At 63.2% G+C, this 15,539-nt stretch carries 17 protein-coding genes and 1 tRNA gene; 6 read left to right on the forward strand and 12 right to left on the reverse strand.

Annotated elements, in window-relative coordinates:
* Positions 1-55: 55 nt before the first annotated feature.
* Positions 56-1,186, reverse strand: a complete 1,131-nt coding sequence (locus HZR14_RS00590) for a hypothetical protein (RefSeq protein ID WP_181690925.1) — start codon at positions 1,184-1,186, stop codon at positions 56-58.
* A gap of 98 nt (positions 1,187-1,284) precedes the next feature.
* Here HZR14_RS00590 and HZR14_RS00595 point away from each other — a divergent pair, with 98 nt between their 5' ends.
* From HZR14_RS00595 to HZR14_RS00615, 5 genes are all read left to right on the forward strand, one after another.
* Complete coding sequence (locus HZR14_RS00595; RefSeq protein ID WP_220132387.1) at positions 1,285-1,995, forward strand: ABC transporter ATP-binding protein; 711 nt, start codon at positions 1,285-1,287, stop codon at positions 1,993-1,995.
* A complete protein-coding gene (locus HZR14_RS00600; RefSeq protein WP_181690926.1) occupies positions 1,995-3,236 on the forward strand; it encodes an ABC transporter permease in 1,242 nt (413 codons plus the stop codon). The genes HZR14_RS00595 and HZR14_RS00600 overlap by 1 nt, the downstream gene beginning before the upstream one ends.
* A gap of 78 nt (positions 3,237-3,314) precedes the next feature.
* Positions 3,315-3,629, forward strand: a complete 315-nt coding sequence (locus HZR14_RS14700; protein WP_489674927.1) for a hypothetical protein — start codon at positions 3,315-3,317, stop codon at positions 3,627-3,629.
* A 127-nt stretch (positions 3,630-3,756) separates the two neighbouring features.
* Positions 3,757-4,065 carry a DUF8065 family protein gene (locus HZR14_RS00610; protein ID WP_181690928.1) on the forward strand — a complete coding sequence of 103 codons (309 nt, stop codon included), beginning with the start codon at positions 3,757-3,759 and terminating at the stop codon, positions 4,063-4,065.
* A gap of 2 nt (positions 4,066-4,067) precedes the next feature.
* The gene (locus HZR14_RS00615) at positions 4,068-4,679 is read left to right on the forward strand and encodes a hypothetical protein (RefSeq protein WP_181690929.1); all 612 of its coding nucleotides are present in this window, start codon (positions 4,068-4,070) and stop codon (positions 4,677-4,679) included.
* Between the two features lie 221 nt (positions 4,680-4,900).
* On the opposite strand, the gene HZR14_RS00620 is transcribed toward HZR14_RS00615, so the two are convergent.
* From HZR14_RS00620 to HZR14_RS00650, 7 genes are all read right to left on the reverse strand, one after another.
* Positions 4,901-4,972: transfer RNA gene (locus tag HZR14_RS00620), tRNA-Ala, on the reverse strand.
* 243 nt (positions 4,973-5,215) lie between these two features.
* Positions 5,216-5,524 carry a 30S ribosomal protein S10 gene (rpsJ, locus tag HZR14_RS00625; protein ID WP_015410669.1) on the reverse strand — a complete coding sequence of 103 codons (309 nt, stop codon included), beginning with the start codon at positions 5,522-5,524 and terminating at the stop codon, positions 5,216-5,218.
* 3 nt (positions 5,525-5,527) lie between these two features.
* Positions 5,528-6,793: a translation elongation factor EF-1 subunit alpha gene (gene tuf / locus HZR14_RS00630; protein WP_181690930.1), complete on the reverse strand. Its 1,266-nt coding sequence runs from the start codon at positions 6,791-6,793 to the stop codon at positions 5,528-5,530.
* 143 nt (positions 6,794-6,936) lie between these two features.
* Positions 6,937-7,884, reverse strand: coding sequence for a homoserine dehydrogenase (locus HZR14_RS00635; protein ID WP_181690931.1), 948 nt, complete (start codon positions 7,882-7,884; stop codon positions 6,937-6,939).
* A complete protein-coding gene (locus HZR14_RS00640; protein ID WP_181690932.1) occupies positions 7,881-8,405 on the reverse strand; it encodes an amino acid-binding protein in 525 nt (174 codons plus the stop codon). The genes HZR14_RS00635 and HZR14_RS00640 overlap by 4 nt, the downstream gene beginning before the upstream one ends.
* 298 nt (positions 8,406-8,703) lie before the next feature.
* A complete protein-coding gene (locus HZR14_RS00645; protein WP_181690933.1) occupies positions 8,704-10,893 on the reverse strand; it encodes an elongation factor EF-2 in 2,190 nt (729 codons plus the stop codon).
* A gap of 142 nt (positions 10,894-11,035) precedes the next feature.
* Positions 11,036-11,263, reverse strand: a complete 228-nt coding sequence (locus HZR14_RS00650) for a hypothetical protein (RefSeq protein WP_181691054.1) — start codon at positions 11,261-11,263, stop codon at positions 11,036-11,038.
* A gap of 114 nt (positions 11,264-11,377) precedes the next feature.
* On the opposite strand from HZR14_RS00650, the gene HZR14_RS00655 reads away from it, so the two are divergent.
* Complete coding sequence (locus HZR14_RS00655) at positions 11,378-12,136, forward strand: DUF5781 family protein (protein WP_181690934.1); 759 nt, start codon at positions 11,378-11,380, stop codon at positions 12,134-12,136.
* Here the strand turns inward: HZR14_RS00655 and HZR14_RS00660 are convergent, their stop codons facing one another.
* From HZR14_RS00660 to HZR14_RS00675, 4 genes are all read right to left on the reverse strand, one after another.
* Entirely contained in the window at positions 12,137-13,477 is a 1,341-nt protein-coding gene (locus HZR14_RS00660; protein ID WP_181690935.1) for a PQQ-dependent sugar dehydrogenase, read from the reverse strand.
* Between the two features lie 151 nt (positions 13,478-13,628).
* Positions 13,629-14,240, reverse strand: a complete 612-nt coding sequence (locus tag HZR14_RS00665; RefSeq protein WP_181690936.1) for a 30S ribosomal protein S7 — start codon at positions 14,238-14,240, stop codon at positions 13,629-13,631.
* Positions 14,237-14,665: a 30S ribosomal protein S12 gene (locus tag HZR14_RS00670; protein WP_015410678.1), complete on the reverse strand. Its 429-nt coding sequence runs from the start codon at positions 14,663-14,665 to the stop codon at positions 14,237-14,239. The genes HZR14_RS00665 and HZR14_RS00670 overlap by 4 nt, the downstream gene beginning before the upstream one ends.
* A 28-nt stretch (positions 14,666-14,693) precedes the next feature.
* The gene (locus HZR14_RS00675; protein WP_181690937.1) at positions 14,694-15,344 is read right to left on the reverse strand and encodes a hypothetical protein; all 651 of its coding nucleotides are present in this window, start codon (positions 15,342-15,344) and stop codon (positions 14,694-14,696) included.
* Positions 15,345-15,539: the final 195 nt, after the last annotated feature.

Genomic DNA, 15,539 nt, shown 5'->3' on the forward strand with positions numbered 1-15,539 from the left:
GACCACATCCACGACCTACGTTCCGCGACTGCCGCGAGTCCCGAAGAGCGTCCGGCTAGTCGCTCGAAGCGACGATCTCGGTCCCGGCAACGACGTCGAGCAGCGCTGATTCCGAGCGGTCACCGATCGCGATAACCGTCAGATCACCGCGGGACCACCTGGCGACGGTCGTCTCCCCGTGACCGTCCGTGATCGTGACCGTCCGGTTGCCGACCTCGACGGTCCGGCCGTCGTCAGGGTCAGGAGCCTCCGAGAACGCCGACGCGTTCGACTGGACGAGCGTGAGGTTCGATCCGTTAGCCGTGTACTGACTCGCGACCGCCGGAACCGGGCTGGCGAGTACGGTTCCAGTCTCGAAGGACCACGTCTCGTCCGGGACAGCGATCGGCCCGTCAGCGCTCGCCTGTACTTCCTCGATCGAGTCGACGCTCGTCCGCCAGCTATCATCGCCCGGTGGCTGGAACGTACTCTCGGCCGGCGAGACATCGAAATGCGTCTCCTCGACGTCGACGGTCATCGTCCCGTTCGGCGTCGTCGTCCGGTATTTCAGGACCGTCGCCGTGTCCGTCGTCGCCCACAGCGTCAGTCGCCCATCGCGTTCGGGCGACGACAGTTCGACGACGTGGACCGTCTCGCCGTCGACGGTCGTCGTTTCGACGAACTCCGCGGTCGCGTTGGTCTCTTCGAGCAGCGTCGAAACGGACAGGTTCTTCGGTGTCACGCCGCCGTGTTCGTGGTCCCACTCGCGGTCCCACTCGCTTCGGGCATCCGACAGCGCGCTCGCGTTCGTCCCGCCCGAAAGTGCCGACTGGCCCACGACGGTCCCGTTCCGTACTACGATCGGCGCCTCGGTCGTGGACCCCGCAACCCAGGACGTGTTTTCCGCGTGGCCGAAAACGGCGTACTCCGTCGCGTTCGAAACGTTGACGCGCATCCGTTCGCTGTCGGCCGTGACCGTGCTGACGGTGTACTCGTTCGTGGTTCCGTCGTGCTCGGCGGTCACGTTCGCGTGGACGACGACCGAGTCAGCCGACTCGTATCGGTCTTCGACATCGGTGAGAACGTCGGCTCCGGTCGGACCGTCGTTCGCGACCACGAATCCGGCGGCGATCGCGATCCCGAGAACGGCGAGTAGAACGCCGACGGACGTTGCCGTTCTGAGGGTTCCCCTGTCGTTGTGGTCCATCTGTGCTACCTAGTGTCTTGAACGATTTAAACACAGCGCCCGACGAAGGCTCGGGTCGGTATCGTGAATTAATACGTGTTCGACTCCAACCCCCAACGATGGAATCGGTCACGGCAGACGACCCGATCGTGTGCCTCGATGACGTCCGGAAGGAGTACGCCCTCGGGGGGACGGTGACGGCGCTCGACGGCATCGGTCTCTCGCTCCCGGCTGGATCGTACACGGCGGTGATGGGTCCGAGCGGATCGGGAAAGAGCACGCTGTTGAACCTCATCGGTGCGCTCGATACGCCGACGGCGGGCCGCGTCAGCGTCGACGGAACGGACATCGCCGACCTCTCCGAGAACGATCGCGCGAAGCTTCGCGGAACGAAGATCGGGTTCGTGTTTCAGACGTTCAACCTGATGCCTCGTCTGAGTGCGCGAGAGAACGTCGAACTCCCGCTCGTGTTCGCCGAGTGGGACACCGATCGCCGGACTGAACGGGCCGAGTCGCTTCTCGATCGGGTGGGGCTCGGAGACCGGATGGACCACATGCCACAGGAACTCAGCGGCGGACAACGACAGCGTGTCGCGATCGCCCGGGCGCTGGCGACGGATCCAGCGATCGTGCTGGCCGACGAACCGACCGGAAACGTTGACACCGAGACCGGCGACGAGATCATGTCGCTGCTCGCGGACACGCACGATCGGGGGAATACGATCCTGCTCGTCACCCACGAACGGCGGATCGCCGAGCACGCCGACCGCATCGTACACGTTCGTGATGGACGCCGCGAGGACACCGAGACGATCGGGGGCGATCGCTGATGGACTGGCGTGAGGGCGTTCGGATCGCCGTGCGAGCGATCGCCGGGCACCGACTCCGGTCGGCGCTGACGATCGCCGGCATCGTCATCGGGATCGCGACCGTCGTCGCGTTCGCCAGTTTCGGCGCGAGCGTCCAGACCGATGTCGTCGGTGAGTTTCAGGACACCTCCGCGAGTGAGGTGTATGTCCTCTCCGGCGGCGGGTTCTTTTCGGGGTCCGGACCGCCCGACGAAGGGGGAACCCTGACAGCGCCGGTCATCACGACACACGACGTCGACCGGATCGATCGGATCGAGGGCGTTCGGGCAGTCATCCCGCGCGGGACGGTTCCCATCGCGTCGCTCACATACGGGAACGAGACGGTCACACAGGTCGGGCTGACAGCAACTACGCCGAACGCCTTCGACGACGCGATGGTCGAGGGACGCCCCTTCGAGATGGGGGCTGACGAGATCGTGCTCAACGAGGCCGCGGCCGGACAGTTCGAAGAGAACGTGACGGTCGGCAGCACCATCGAGATCACCCGTCAGGAGACGGCTTCGTTCACCGTCGTGGGGATCACGTCCGGTGCACGCGGCGGGGTGAGCGGATTCGGCTCCTCCGGCCCGGAGTTCTACGTGCCCGTCGATCCACACTACCAGACCGCCCAGAGGTCCCCTTCGGTGGGCGTCGACCAGCGGGCCTACGCACAGGTGACTGTCGTCGCCGAGGCCGGGCAGGTCACGAAAGTAACCGACCGGATCGAGACGTACATCGAGACGGAGTCGGACGCGACACGACTCGCCGGCGAGGACGGCACTGTCACCGTTCAGTCGACCGAGGACGTAGTCGGCGGGATCGAGGAGGTCCTCGAAGACATCACGCGACTGGTCACCGGAATCGGGGTGTTGGCGCTCGTCGTCGGTGCGTTCGGGATCGCGAACATCATGCTCGTCAGCGTCACCGAGCGGACCAACGAAATCGGAATCATGAAGGCCATCGGCGCGACGAACCGGGAGATCCTGGGCCTGTTTCTCGCGGAGTCCGTGCTGCTCGGAATTGCGGGGGCGGTGATCGGTATTCCGCTCGGACTCGCGGTGGGGTACGGCGGTGCGGTGTACGCCGAGGTCGGCTTTGCGATCCCGGTGGGCTGGATCGCACTCGCACTTGCGATGGGCATCGCGATCGGCGTCGTCGCTGGCGTGTATCCGGCTTGGCGGGCGGCGCGTGTCGATCCGATCGAAGCGCTCCGGTATGAATAGAGAGCCGATCAGGGGTCACCGCGATCAGTCCGTGACCGCTTCGAGACGGGTGATGAACGGGATCGCCGTCTCTTTCGAGTGGAGATCGACGATGGCTCTGTTGTCGATCTGCGTTGGCGGGGTCTCCGGCCTGCACCAGGTACCACGGCTCACGAGCAGGGCGCGGCGCTCTCGCCGCATACTGTCCTGCTCGTACGACTCCACAAGCAGATAGTCACCCGCATATTTATCAGGTCCTCTTTTCGTATGTCGATACTCCACCCATCGCCGGTGGTGTCCGAGAGCGGCTATGAGACGAACATTGAACTCTTGGTGGCTCTCCTCTCCAAATACGATACTTCGGGAGGATTCGCCGACCGAGTGGACTCGCCGGGGTTTCGTCACACCGCGTGAAAGAATCGATTAAATCCTGCCGTCGTTTGGGGATTTCGGGAGTGGTAGTCAGCTTACAACGGCTTGTACTGACACGGATGGCTTGTCACAACACCTATATCGGTTGGTGACAAATATACAGTCAAAGATGGCGACGAACAACGACAAGATTCAGTTCCGGGGGGAAGCCGAGAAGGAAGCGACACAAATCGTTGATCAGATGCGGCTCGGGGGAATCAACATTAGCGAATTGGCCCGGCAGGGGCTCCGGGAGAAGCTCCAAGAAGCGCTTTCGGACGAGGAGAAGATCACCCTTCACCAGCGGTACAAACAGGGTGAACTCTCCGAAGAGGTGGCAACGATCCTTCTCGGAGATGCCATAGAAGAGATCGAACGTGAGCGAGAAGCCTTCGAAGAGGCGTCGGAACTTGACAGGACAGGAGTCTTCCAGAAGTAGCGATGGCGGATGACGAAAAGCGCTACCCAGTCATCGTTGATACTGACGCTCTAATCGCCGTAGCCAATACGAGCCTCTGGCCTCGTGTTACGGAAACACTGAACCTCACGACGACGAACGTCTGTTGTCAGGAACTAAAACAACACACCCGAGAGCGATCCGAGTACGCGCCCGAAGGAACGAGGGAACGATGGATCTACGAGGGAAGCAGGAACGCACTTGAGCCGTTCGACGATGACCAGAATAATTCCTTCACCGTGGTCACGTGCGTCCCGCGACCGCATGGAGAAGATGCTGGCGAGAAATCGATTCAGACGGAGATCGAACAGCACATCGACGCATACCGATTTGCGATTCTGATGGATAAACACGGACGACGATCGATCAATCGCGTCTTTGACGACGCAGAAGGAACAACCGGGAAGGCGGTTGCTCCCACATTCCTGCTGTATCTGCTACTTGATGCGGGAGAATGTACTGTCGAAGAGTTTTGTCAGGCCTGCGGGGAGATGCTTCGTGGTGAAGGCTGGACGGGGTATCAAGCGATTCAAGCAGCTTGGGATGCTATCCCTGTTGATTGTTCGCAATACCTTTCGGACGAACTGATTCCGTGACGTTTCAGCGTTCATAGCTATCTCAACGCCTCATTGGTGAATACCATACCCTGCAAGATTGGTTAGATCGAGGTTCAATGGGCGATTGATTTTCTCTTATACGCTAGGAGTTGAATCTACGAATCGCAAGCCAGAGAGCACCCCCGACACGAATCGTGATGAAATCTCTAGCAGTTAGAATATAGATACCAAGTCGCAGTCTGGTGGTTTAGGTATATAAGTGGACTCGCCGGGATTTGAACCCGGGGCCTCTTCCTTGCGAAGGAAGCGATCTGCCGCTGATCTACGAGCCCGCAGTCGATGTTTACCGAGAGAGTCGTTTGAACCTTCTGATTCGGATCGCTGAAAGCGACCACGGGTGGTCGCGCGTGAGCGCTACGGCGGACACGGTGCGTCGTCCGCAACCCGTCGAAAGCCCGTTTCGCGTCGCGTTGCATCGCGTCGCAGGCAACGCCGGCTCGCGGGCCCCCTTCGGGGGCAGGTCGGATCCGAGCGATGGATCGCATCGTCGGACCTCGCGGACGCGTCGTGTTCGCTTAGTCCTCCAGGACGATCTCGATCGAGACGTCGTTCGGGACTTGGATCCGCATGAGCTGTCGAAGCGCGCGTTCGTCGGCATCGATGTCGATGAGCCGCTTGTGGACGCGCATCTCCCAGTGCTCCCACGTCGCGGTTCCCTCTCCGTCGGGGGACTTTCGCGCGGGGATCTCGAGCGTCTTCGTCGGGAGCGGAACCGGACCCGACAGGGTCACGCCCGTCTTGTCGGCGATCTCGCGAACGTCGTCACAGATGTTGTCGAGGTCCTCGGGAGCCGTGCCCGCGAGGCGAACGCGTGCCTGCTGCATACGTTATCGCTCGTTGACGCTGAGGACTTTGCCGGCCGCGACGGTCTGACCCATGTCGCGGATCGCGAAGCTACCCAGCTCGGGGATCTCGTTCGAGGACTCGATGCTGAGCGGCTTCTGGGGACGGACCGTCACGACGGCCGCGTCGCCCGACTGGATGAAGTCCGGGTTCTCCTCGGCGACCTCGCCGGAGGAGGGGTCGATCTTTTTGTCGATCGATTCGATGGTACAGGCGACCTGTGCGGTGTGGGCGTGGAAGACGGGCGTGTAGCCGGCCGTGATCACCGACGGGTGCTGCATGACGACGACCTGTGCCTGGAAGGTCTCTGCGACCGTCGGTGGTTCCTCGGCGGGACCACAGACGTCACCACGGCGGATATCGTCCTTGCCGACGCCGCGGACGTTGAATCCAACGTTGTCGCCGGGTTCGGCCTTCGGGACCTCCTCGTGGTGCATCTCGACGGTCTTGACCTCGCCACTCACGTCGGAGGGCTGGAAGGAGACGTTCTCGCCGGTGTTGAGGATGCCGGTCTCGACGCGGCCGACCGGGACCGTCCCGATACCCGAGATGGTGTAGACGTCCTGAATCGGCAGACGCAGCGGCGCGTCCGTCGGCGGCTGCGGCTCCGGCAGGTTGTTGAGCGCGTCGAGCAGCGACGGCCCGTCGTACCACGGCGTGTTCTCGGAGTCCTCGGAGACGTTGTCGCCCTCGAAGGCCGACGTCGGGATGAACTCCGCGTCGTCGACGTTGAAGCGGACCTGCTGGAGGAGCTGTTTGACCTCCTCGACGACCGTCTTGTATTTGGACTCGTCGTAGTCGACGAGATCCATCTTGTTGACCGCGACGATGAGTTCGTCGATGCCCAGCGTCCGAGCCAAGAAGACGTGCTCCTGTGTCTGCGGCTGGACGCCGTCGTCCGCAGCGACGACGAGGACCGCGTTGTCGGCCTGGCTCGCGCCGGTAATCATGTTCTTGACGAAGTCGCGGTGGCCAGGACAGTCGACGATGGTGAAGTTGTATTCCTCGGTGTCGAACTCCTGGTGGGCGATGTCGATGGTGACACCACGCTCTCGCTCCTCCGCGAGGTTGTCCATCACGTAGGCGAACTCGAAGCCGCCTTTGCCCTTCTCCTCGGCTTCCTCTCGATACTGTTCAATGACGTGCTCGGGTACGCTCCCGGTCTCGAAGAGGAGCCGCCCGACCATCGTGCTCTTTCCGTGGTCGACGTGGCCGATGACGGCCAGATTCTGGTGGGGTATGTCGCTCATTGTTGTCTCACGCGCGGGTGCGCTATATCGGAGTCTTTTGTCGGTGCCCCGTAAAACGATTTCGAAAGGGATTCGGCCGAATCCGGACGCGTCGGGCGGTTTGCGAGGCGATACCACAGGTGACGGCCCCCGCCCGGACGCGGTCACTCGGGCGAGGGGAGCCGTCCAACGTCCGCAAGTACCGCGCTCGCGGTCTCCGGCCCGCCGGCCCCGCGTCCCGATATATTGAGTCGCCCGGCGTTTTTCGTCTCCAGCTGTACGATGTTGAGCGTTCCCGAGACGGCCAGGGTTCCGTTTTCGGGGACGAGCCGCGGGCCGACCCGGACGTCGCCGTCGGCGACCTCGCCGATGAGACGGATCGTCCGACCGTCCTCGGCGGCCAACTCCAGGGCGCTGCCCGGCAGGTCGTCGATCCCCTCGATTTCGGCGTCTTCGAGCGCGTAGGTGTCCTCATAGAGGACGTTCGCCAGAATGACGCATTTCAACGCGGCATCGATCCCCTCCACGTCGAAGGTCGGGTCGGCTTCCGCGACGCCGAGGTCCTGTGCCTCCGCCAGCACGTGTTCGTACCCGAGGCCTTCGGCGGCCATCCGCGAGAGGATGAAGTTCGCCGTCCCGTTGAGGACGCCGCGGGCGGCGGTTACCTGGCCGTTGAGGTCGCCGATGCTCGAAAGCACCGGGATCGCACCGCCGACCGCGGCCTCGAAGAGGACGGTCCCCGCCGAGTCGGCTTCGAGCGCCCGGACGTCGTCGTATCGCTCGGCGACCGGTCCCTTGTTCGCCAACACGACGTGGCGGTCGCGTTCGAGCGCGCGTTCGACGTGTGAAAAGCCCGGTTCGGCGTCGCCAAGCGTCGTCGGCGTCGCCTCGATGAGGGCCTCGTAGTCGGCAGCGAGGACGTCGGCAGGCGTCCCGTCGCCGACGGTGCCCCGCTCTCGCTTCCGTGAGAGGACCGCCTCGGCGTCGAGGCCGGTCTCGTCGACGGCCCCCGTCGAGGAGTCGGCGACGGCGACGACGTCGTGGCCGTAGTCGCCGGCCAACTCGATGACCGACGTCCCGACCGCGCCCGAACCGAGGATCGCGAGTTTCACGCCGATCCCTCCATCAACGGCTCGACGACACGGAGGTCTTTTTCGTCGGCGACCGTCCGGACGGTCGCCAACGCGTCGTCGCTTTGCCCCTCCGTCGCGACCAACCGGAGCCGCGCGCTAGAGGGCCCCTCGGTCCCCGCCGGTGCCGACAGCGAGACGTCGGCGACCGATACCCCGCCGCAGTCGGTAAAGCGCCGGAGCGTATCCGAGAGATCCGTCTCGACGAGATGTCCGACGAGGACGACCGTCAACTCCTCGCTGTACCGTTCTGCCCCGGCCTGGATGACGTTGACGCCCGCGTCCCGGAGCGCGTCGACGATCACCTCGAACTGGGCTTCAGTCGCCTCGAGGTCGACTTCGACGGGGATGTGCCCCCGCGGTGTGAGGTTCCCGCGCTCGTGGAAGATCGAAAGGAGGTTCCCACCGTTGTCGGCGATGGGCTCGAGCGCGCGCAGCAGTTCGCCGGGTTCGTCGACGAGTTCCAATCGAACCGTATACGATCTGGTCGTGGCTCCGCTCATCGACGCACCTCCGTACGTTCGCTCATTACCCCACACTCAGTATCGCCTCGTATAAGAACGCCGCCATTCACAAACGTGACCGGTAGTCGGTGCCGAAACGGCGACGTCGATGCCCCGAAACGTGTTCTATAGTAAACATCGCAACGATGTACACATCGATCGCACTGCTGCCGTGCGACCGAGTGTGTCTTGTCTTCCGATCTCTACTATAGCGTCGGCTCCGGCCGTGTCCGTATGGTCGATACTGCCAACGAGACGTTCGTGACGCGATACCGTCACGAAGTCATTGTCGGCCGTATTAGAAGTAGTCGACCTGTCCGGGCAGTTCGAGTTTCATGCCCTTGCGCTCTCGAATCTCCTCGATGATCTCCGGCTGGAGGTTGTCGGCCATGACCCGGAACCCCGCGTTCTCGGTGTTCCAGGAGGCACGGCCCTCCGTCGCGCTTCGGATGTCCGAGGAGAACCCGATCATCTCGTCGACGGGAGCGATCCCCTCGACCACCATCAGATCGCCTTCCTGGTACATGTCGTCGACGCGGCCACGTCGGCCCTGAATCTCGCCGGAGGCGGGGCCCATGTGTTCGCTGGGCACGTCGATGCGGACCTCCTGGATCGGCTCGAGTAGCTTGATCTCGGCGTCCATCAGCGCGTTGTGGACCGCACGGCGGACGGCGGGGATGACCTGTGCCGGGCCGCGGTGGATAGCGTCTTCGTGGAGCCGGGCGTCGTGCAGCCGGATGAGCGCACCTTCGACGGGCTCGGCGGCCAACGGACCGTCCTCCAGGGCTTCCTCGAGCCCCTCGATGACGAGCTCCATCGTCTCGTTGAGGTGTTGGATACCCTTCGTGTCGTCGATGAACACGTTCGTATTGAACATGTGCTCGACGTTCTGGGCGGTGTCTTTGTCCATGCCCTGCTTCATGAGCTCCTCTCGGCGCTCGAGTTCGGGCATGTCCATCGACGCGTCGCCGAGTTTGATCGTATCGACGATGTCGTCGTCGAGCGGCTCGACGGTGATGTAAAACCGGTTGTGGTTGTTCGGCGACCGGCCTTCGACCTCTCGGGACTCGCTTTGGGGTGCCTCCCGATAGACGACGATCGGCTCACCGGTGTTGACCGGGATACCCTGGTTGCGCTCGATACGCTGGGTGATGACTTCGAGGTGGAGTTCGCCCTGTCCGGAGATGAGGTGCTCGCCGGTGTCCTCGTTGATTTCGATCTGGATCGTTGGGTCCTCCTTTGCGACCTGCTGGAGCGTCTCGATGAGCTTCGGCAGGTCGTCCATGCTCTTTGCCTCGACGGACTTCGTGATGACCGGCTCGGAGATGTGCTCGATGGACTCGAACGGCGTCATCTCGACGGACGAAACCGTCGAACCGGCGATCGCGTCCTTGAGGCCGGTCACGGCGGCGATGTTGCCGGCCGGGACACGGTCGACCTCCTCGCGTTCGCCACCCATGTAGATGCCGACGCTCTGGACGCGGTTCGTCCCGGCCGTTCCGGAGACGTAGAGGTCCTGTCCCTTCTCGATCGTGCCCGAGAAGACCCGGCCCGCGGCGATCTCGCCGGCGTGGGGGTCGATACCGATGTCGGTGACCATCAGAACGAGTTCGCCTTCCTCGTTGACCATCCGCATCGTGTCGGCGAGCTCCGACTCGGCGTCGCCACGCCAGATCCGCGGGATACGTCGCGGCTGGGCGTCGACGGGGTTCGGGAAGTGCTCACAGACCATATCGAGGACGACGTCGGACAGGGGCGTCCGCTCGTGGAGCTCACGCCGCTTGTCGGCCTGCTCGAGGTCGATGATCTCGCCGAAGTCCATCCCGGTACGCTGCATCGACGGCATCGAGACACCCCACTTGTAGAGCGCCGACCCGAAACCGACGGTCCCTCCCTCGACGGAGACCGTCCAGTCCTCGTCGAGTTCGTCCATCTCCTCCGTCATTCCGCGGATGAGTTCGTTGACGTCGGCGATGACGCCCATGAGCCGCTGTTGCATCTCCTCGGGGCCTTCCTGGAGCTCGGAGATCAGACGGTCGACTTTGTTGATGAAGAGCGCCGGTTTGACACCCTCACGGAGCGCCTGTCGGAGGACCGTCTCGGTCTGGGGCATCGCCCCTTCGACGGCGTCGACGACCACGAGAGCGCCGTCGACGGCACGCATCGCCCGTGTCACGTCACCGCCGAAGTCGACGTGGCCCGGCGTGTCGATGAGGTTGATGAGGTGGTTTCGGTCCTCGTACTCGTGAGTCATCGAAACGTTGGCCGCGTCGATGGTGATCCCACGCTCCTGTTCGTCCTCCTCGGTGTCCATCGCGAGCTGTTGGCCCGCGCTCTCGTCGGCGATCATGCCGGCACCGGCGAGCAGGTTGTCGGTAAGCGTCGTCTTTCCGTGATCGACGTGTGCGGCGATAGCGATGTTCCGGATGTTCTCCGGAGCGTCCATCAGCCGTTCACACTCCTGTACGATCTTCTTGCGTCGGCCCATTATACTGCCTATTTTCGACAGCAAGGTGAAAAGGGTAGTGTTTCGGCGCGGCGGTTTTGCGCCGGGGCTCGTGACGAGCGGAGCGAAGTGACGGTGTTTCGGCGCGGCGGTTTTGCGCCGGGGCTCGTGACGAGCGGAGCGATTATTCCGTCCGGAGCACTTCCCGAACGACGTGCCCGAGAAAGCCCACGAACGGCGGGACGAACGCGGACGCGTGAACGGCCGCACCGTAGCTTGCATCGGCCGGCTTTGCGAGGAGGAACAGGCCGTAGACGGCCGACATGATGACGATCCAGATCACCGTGATCGCGAGAAACGGGACGGTATCACGGATCGCTGTGCCGACCGACGACTGTAGGGAACGAACCATACGGCGGTAATCGGCCGCGGTATATAAAAGAATGCTGGCGGCGGAGGTCCCTGTGTCGGGAGCGTGGCCGGCGGCGAAACAGTCAAATCCGTACGGGCCGTGGCAATATATGACATGGACATTCGCGTGAGAGGGAATGGATCCGTCGAGCCGTTTCTCGGTGCCCGTGACCTGCTCGCGACGGAGTACGATCTCGAACTCCCGGTGGTCGTCGAGATACGCGAAAATCCCGACGAACGGACGATGGCCGGGCACTACGAGGACCGCCACGAACTGACCGTCTCGCGGCGGGCGGCCACCTCCGCGATGGCCCGGGAGCTCGCGCTCCACGAGTTCGCCCACATGGCGCGCTACGAGGAGGAACACCCCTCACATCTCCAATCGACCGAGGAAGCGCTGTTCTTGGCGCTCGCCGGGCGCAGCGTCGAACAGCGGAAGCTCTCACACTGCTATCAGATCGCGAATCACATGAAGGACATCTACGCCGACGACATCACGCTCGATATCGGCCCGACGACGAAACTCGTCGACTTCATGGAATCCTCGCTGGCACGCGCGCTCGCCGAGACGCCCGCGGCGGCACCGGGCGGATGGACGCGCCAGACGGTCTCGACCGATCCGGAGATCACGGCCGTCAACGCCGCGTTCGCGCTCGCGTTGCTCGAGCGACACGGCGCGATCCACGACGGCCACCGGCTGTACGACCTCGCCGACGCGGCGGCCTCGGACGCTCCCGGCGTCTCGGTGCCGCGGTTCAAACGCCACTTCCAGTCGCTCGGGGAGGACCCCGACGAGTCGGAGTACCGGAAAGCGCTCGTCGACGTAACCCGCGAGTACGCCCTTCCGGACGGGGACGGTCCGGCCGCGGACTGATCACGCTTCGACGATCCGGACCAGGCGGTCGTCTCCGGGAACCGGGAACGATCCACTCGCCCGTCCATCGCGGTTCGACGTGATCGCGTACAGCGCCCCATCGGGACCCTGTTCGACGTGGCGGATCCGTCCAAGTTCGTCGCTAAACAGCCGGTGGGCGACCGCCTCGTAGTCGGGGTGGAGCCAGTCGGCGTCGTAGCGCGTCCCCCCGATGTCGGGGGCCGTCCCCTGATAAATGGTGACACAGTGCAACGTCTGGGAGGCGAGTCCACCGACCAGAAGGCGGTTTCGGAGCGACGGCACGGCGTCGCCGGTATAGAACACGCCGCCCGAGGGTGCCCACCCCCGATCAGGCCCCGTGTTGACGATCGGCGGTGTCACGTCCCCGTGGTCCCCGTACTGGCCGTACTCGTCGTCACCTCCCCCGCTTCGAACCGTCGGCCAGCCGTGATCGCCACCGGCACCGAGGACACTGATCTCGTCGCGGGCGGCCGGGCCGTGTTCGGTGATGACGGGCGACCCGTCCGGCAGGAACGTGAGACACTGCGCGTTCCGGTGACCGTAGCTGTATACCCGCGGATCACCGACGTCCGGATTATCCTCGGGCGCGGTCCCGTCCGGGTTCAATCGCAGTACCGATCCGGCGAGGCTGTTCGGATCGGACGCCAGGTTCTCGACGCCCGCATCACCGGTCGTCACCCACAGGTGGTTTCGCGGGCCGAACGCTAATCGAGCGCCGTTGTGGTACTCGTTGCCCGGAATCGAATCGATGACGACCTGTTCATCGGGGCGATCCCCGCCCAACTCGAAATACGAGAGCCGATTGTGCGGGTCCTCGGAGCCGTAGGTATAGAAGGCGTACACGACGGGGACGTCGGGATAGTTCGGGTGGAGTGCGATCCCGAGCAGACCGCCCTCGCCGCCGGCCTCCCACCACCCACCCTCCTCGCCGGCTTCGATCGAGGTCGCGTGGTCGATGACCGCATCGGGTTCGGTGACCGACTCGAGATCACCCGACTCGTACCGGCTGATCCGGCCGACACGCTCGGAGATGAAACACGTTCCATCCGTGTCGAACCCGAGGTCCCAGGGGATTTCGAGCCCCTCGATGACCGTTTCGGCCGCGAAGTCCGCACCGAGCGGCGACGTTTCGGGGGACGTCCAGTCGGGATCGTATCGATCCCACGACTCGATATCGTGTTCGACGGTGAGATCGAACGCTGAATCGACCGGTTCGGGATCCGAGGTGGCGTCCGTATCGCCGCCGAGACAGCCGGCGGCCGCGGCCGCACCGGCACCGACCACGTGGAGAAACCGACGACGGGGAAGCCGGGGGGACATACCGGTACGGTCGGTCTCCGGGCGCTAAAGCGTACTGCTCTCGGGGCTCTCGACGGTCCCCGTCCCGCATCCGCCGGCCCCTCGGCTGGAACGTCGCTCGGCGGCGGAAGAAAGCGGAGAAACGAACGACGGAGAACGCGGTAGACGGCTCTCAGCGGGCGGCGGCCGCGACGCGTTCTTGTTCTTCTTTCTGGCTGACCGGGTAGGCCTGCAGATCGTAGTTCGAAGCCCCGACGAGCTGGCTCGCGAGCGCTTCGGCGGCGGACGTCGTCGTCTTGAACGCGCCGTTGTACGTGCCCTGGGCGATGAACTTCAGCGACTGGTCGACGCGCCGCTGCGGGGCGACGTCGACGGCTTTCGGTACCGAGATACCACCGTATTTCAGCCGCACCGTCTCCTCGCGGGGACCGGCGTTCTCGACGGCCGTCACGAGCACCTGAATCGGGTTCTCGTCGGTCCGGTCCGCAACGATCTCGAAGGCGTCGCGGACGATCCGGGTCGCCTGCTGTTTTTTGCCCGTGTTCTCGTCCGTCTGCATCAAGCGATTGATGAGCCGCTCGACGATCGAGATCTCGGATTTCTTGAACTGCTTTTCGGCGTGTCGGCCCATCGTGTGGGCGATCGGCGTCACCGTGATGTAGCGGCGCGTCGAGGGATCGGTGTACTCGATCCCGTCGACCTCGTACTCGCCGAACAGTTTGGCCGAGACGCGTTCGTCCTCGGTCGAGGCCGGGGCCTCGGGTTCGGGGGCGTCCGGACTCATCGGACTGGCTTCTCCGCGTTCCCGCGGACGAGTTCGATCATCGAGACACCGTTCACCTTCTCGACTTTGTAGTTGACACCCGAGAGGTCGCCCATCGCACGGCCCTTCGCACCGCCGATACCGGCGATCGTGACCTCGTCGTGCTCGTCGATAAAGGAGATCGCACCGTCGCCGGGGCAGAAGGCGGTGACCTGTTTGCCGTTCTTGATGAGCTGTACCCGGACACACTTTCGGATGGCCGAGTTGGGCTGCTTTGCTTCGATTCCGACCTTCTCGAGGACGATACCCCGACCCTGCGGGGCGCCCTCGAGGGGGTCGGACTTCTTTCCGAGTCCGCGGGCACGGCGCGCGTAATCAGAGTCGGACCACCGGTGTTTCTGGCGGTCCTTCTTGAGTTTTCGCGCGGCGTATTTGCCGTTCGCCATAGTACATGCTGTTTCCCTACGGAGCTACTTAAGCACCATCTTTTTCTTCGTCGGGTTTCCTCGCGGGCCTTCGGCCCGCTGCGGGAACCGCTCCTCGAAAAACATGGGTGAAAAAGGCCGGACGCTCACTCCGTTCGCGTCCGGTGAACCGCGCTCGCGACGCTCGCGCGGATGCTACCGCTACACCTTCGTTACTATCAGCTACAGCACCTTCGTTACTATCAGCTACAGCACCTTCGTTGATATCACCCACTGCACATTCGTTACTATCAGCTACAGCAACTTCGTTGATATCACCCACTGCACATTCGTTACTATCACCTACTGCACCTTCGTTACTATCAGCTACAGCACCTTCGTTACTATCACCTACAGCACCTTCGTTACTATCAGCTACAGCACCTTCGTTACTATCAGCTACAGCACCTTCGTTACTATCACCTACAGCACCTTCGTTACTATCACCTACAGCACCTTCGTTACTATCAGCTACAGCACCTTCGTTACTATCAGCTACAGCACCTTCGTTACTATCACCTACTGCACCTTCGTTACTATCAGCTACAGCACCTTCGTCGATATCACCCACTGCACCTTCGTTACTATCACCTACTGCACCTTCGTTACTATCACCTATTACAACCCCGTCAGTATCTGCTGTCCTGTTGATGGCCGCCACGTCCGGAGGCGACCGAGACGCCCCGGCTCATGCTGATCACGCTCACGGTGTCTCGCCGAGCGCCATCCGTTGACGGCGCGTGGCGCTCCAAGACGAGCGTACTCATACTGACGGACAAAAGAATGTACACACGACGCACGAGGATCACGCCGTTCGACGGAGCGAACGGCGAATCACTCGTGAGTCGGTTTCATT

This window comes from Natronomonas salinimetallica, assembly GCF_013839515.1.
In the GTDB taxonomy this organism is placed as follows: domain Archaea; phylum Halobacteriota; class Halobacteria; order Halobacteriales; family Haloarculaceae; genus Natronomonas.

Coding starts and splice junctions, on each gene's coding strand:
- HZR14_RS00615 (WP_181690929.1), top strand. CDS start 4,068: ATGGCGGATGACGAAAAGCGCTACCCAGTCATCGTTGATACTGACGCT.
- rpsJ (WP_015410669.1), bottom strand. CDS start 5,524: ATGCAGCAGGCACGCGTTCGCCTCGCGGGCACGGCTCCCGAGGACCTC.
- HZR14_RS00665 (WP_181690936.1), bottom strand. CDS start 14,240: ATGAGTCCGGACGCCCCCGAACCCGAGGCCCCGGCCTCGACCGAGGAC.
- HZR14_RS00600 (WP_181690926.1), top strand. CDS start 1,995: ATGGACTGGCGTGAGGGCGTTCGGATCGCCGTGCGAGCGATCGCCGGG.
- HZR14_RS00590 (WP_181690925.1), bottom strand. CDS start 1,186: ATGGACCACAACGACAGGGGAACCCTCAGAACGGCAACGTCCGTCGGC.
- HZR14_RS00645 (WP_181690933.1), bottom strand. CDS start 10,893: ATGGGCCGACGCAAGAAGATCGTACAGGAGTGTGAACGGCTGATGGAC.
- HZR14_RS00660 (WP_181690935.1), bottom strand. CDS start 13,477: ATGTCCCCCCGGCTTCCCCGTCGTCGGTTTCTCCACGTGGTCGGTGCC.
- HZR14_RS00595 (WP_220132387.1), top strand. CDS start 1,285: ATGGAATCGGTCACGGCAGACGACCCGATCGTGTGCCTCGATGACGTC.
- HZR14_RS00610 (WP_181690928.1), top strand. CDS start 3,757: ATGGCGACGAACAACGACAAGATTCAGTTCCGGGGGGAAGCCGAGAAG.
- HZR14_RS00670 (WP_015410678.1), bottom strand. CDS start 14,665: ATGGCGAACGGCAAATACGCCGCGCGAAAACTCAAGAAGGACCGCCAG.
- HZR14_RS00650 (WP_181691054.1), bottom strand. CDS start 11,263: ATGGTTCGTTCCCTACAGTCGTCGGTCGGCACAGCGATCCGTGATACC.
- tuf (WP_181690930.1), bottom strand. CDS start 6,793: ATGAGCGACATACCCCACCAGAATCTGGCCGTCATCGGCCACGTCGAC.
- HZR14_RS00655 (WP_181690934.1), top strand. CDS start 11,378: ATGGACATTCGCGTGAGAGGGAATGGATCCGTCGAGCCGTTTCTCGGT.
- HZR14_RS00640 (WP_181690932.1), bottom strand. CDS start 8,405: ATGAGCGGAGCCACGACCAGATCGTATACGGTTCGATTGGAACTCGTC.